This window comes from Dietzia sp. DQ11-38-2, assembly GCF_014145055.1.
Taxonomy (GTDB): Bacteria; Actinomycetota; Actinomycetes; order Mycobacteriales; family Mycobacteriaceae; genus Dietzia.
Window position 1 is genome coordinate 1 of sequence record NZ_JAALDW010000289.1, and the last position, 2,053, is coordinate 2,053.

Annotated in this window: 1 protein-coding gene and 1 pseudogene; both read right to left on the reverse strand. The window is 69.7% G+C overall.

Annotated elements, in window-relative coordinates; all coding sequences use genetic code 11:
* Positions 1 to 302: 302 nt before the first annotated feature.
* Positions 303 to 1,523, reverse strand: coding sequence for an acetyl-CoA C-acetyltransferase (locus tag G6026_RS10365; RefSeq protein WP_182613130.1), 1,221 nt, complete (start codon positions 1,521 to 1,523; stop codon positions 303 to 305).
* A gap of 27 nt (positions 1,524 to 1,550) precedes the next feature.
* Positions 1,551 to 2,053, reverse strand: a pseudogene (locus G6026_RS10370) (SGNH/GDSL hydrolase family protein); the annotation flags it as partial.

The window sequence follows — 2,053 nt, forward strand, 5'->3', positions numbered from 1 at the left end:
GATGTGGCGCTGAGGTGATGAGGCGCTGGCGAACAGCGCGGAGCGGGGCGGGCGGCGGCCCCTTGGTTCGGGTTACGCGTCCGGAATGGACCAATCACGACTCGCAAGTGGGTCCGAGGCGGGCAGAGAGAACGCGGAACCCGAGGGAGGCGCGCCCACCTAACGACGCGCGGCGGGGCCCACCCGACGAGAAGAGCGTTCCGGACACGTACCCCAGGGAAACGTGTCCGGAACGCTCTAGTCGATGCCAGGCCGGGCCGGGTTGGGCTGCGGCGCGCGAGCTCAGTCAGGCCGGTCCGGGATCAGCTGAGGCGCTCGAGCACCATCGCCATGCCCTGGCCACCGCCGACGCACATGGTCTCCACGCCAAACTGCTTGTCCGCCGCCTGCAGGTTGTTGATGAGCGAGGCGGTGATGCGGGCGCCGGTCATGCCGAACGGGTGGCCCAGCGCGATCGCGCCACCGTTGATGTTCAGCTTGTCCTCGTCGATCCCGAGCTCGCGGGCGGAGCCGAGCACCTGAACGGCGAAGGCCTCGTTGATCTCGAACAGATCGATGTCGGAGATCGACTTTCCTGCGATCCGCAGCGCGTTCTTGACGGCCTCGACCGGGCCCAGGCCCATGATCTCGGGGGACAGGCCCGAGACGCCGGTGGACACCACGCGCGCGAGCGGGGTGAGGCCGAGCTCCTTGGCCTTGGTGTCGCTCATGATGACGAGTGCGGCGGCGCCGTCGTTGAGCGGGCAGCAGTTGCCGGCGGCGATGGTGCCGTCGGGGCGGAACACCGGCTTGAGCTGCGAGATCTTCTCGTAGGTGGTGCCGGGCCGCGGGCCGTCGTCGGTGGAGACCACGGTGCCGTCGGGCATGGTGACCGGGGTGATCTCGTTGGCGAAGTGGCCGTTCTCGACGGCGGCGACCGCGCGGTTCTGCGACCGCACGCCCCAGTGGTCCTGCTCCTCGCGGGTGATGCCGGTGATCTGCGCGACGTTCTCCGCCGTCTGGCCCATGGGGATGTAGACGTCGGGCAACTGGTTGTTCTCACGCGGATCGGTCCACGTGGGGGCGCCGCCCTCGGCGCGGGTGCCGGTCAGGGCCTCGGCGTCGGCGAAGATCGGGTTGTGGGTGTCCGGCCAGTGGTCGGAGGTGCCCTTGGCGAAGTTGGTCACGGTCTCGACACCGGCGGAGATGAACACGTCGCCCTCGCCGGCCTTGATCGCGTGCAGTGCCATGCGGGTGGTCTGCAGCGAGGAGGAGCAGTAGCGGTTGACCGTGGTGCCGGGGACGGTGTCCAGGCCGGCGAGTACGGAGACGACGCGGCCCATGTTGAAGCCCTGCTCACCGCCCGGCAGGCCACAGCCCAGCATGAGATCGTCGATCTGGGTGGGATCGAGCGACGGCACCTTGTCCAGCGCGGCCTTGACCATCTGGGCGGTGAGGTCATCGGAGCGGATGCCCACGAGGGACCCCTTGTTTGCGCGCCCGATGGGGGAGCGGGCGTACGAGACGATCACGGCTTCCGGCATGGAAAGCTCCTTCGTTGCAGTTGAGTGCTATGTGTGGTCGGTCGGGTGACCGGGGTCCGACTGGTCCCGCGAGGGGCGGGCCAGGCGCAGGATCCGGCTCCGGCGGCGGAGGGTGTCGGCAGCCTCGCGGGCGTCGCCAGTGCTCTCTGGGTCGCCGTCCACGTCCTCATTATGCAGGTACGTGTTCTCGTCGGCGTCGTCCGCGTCCTCGTGGGTCCGGACGAAGTCGGTCAGGCGCTTGGTCAGCCTGGCCACGACCGACTCGCGCTGTGTGTGGTCCGGGTCGAGTGCGTCCGACGCGGCGGCGGTCTCCGCGTCGTCGGCGGCGCTCTCCGCGGCCTCCAGCGACTCGGCGGCCTCCTCGGCGTCGTGGGGTACCTGCTCCTCCGGGACCTCGTCCCACACCCCGAGCGCCACGCACACGGCGGGCAGCAGCAGCCCGGCGGCGAGTTCGTAGCCAGCGGAGTTGGGGTGGAAGCGGTCGGGCGAGAACAGGCTCTCACCGCGTTTGTGAAACTCCGGGGCCAGCG

Coding starts and splice junctions, on each gene's coding strand:
- G6026_RS10365 (WP_182613130.1), bottom strand. CDS start 1,523: ATGCCGGAAGCCGTGATCGTCTCGTACGCCCGCTCCCCCATCGGGCGC.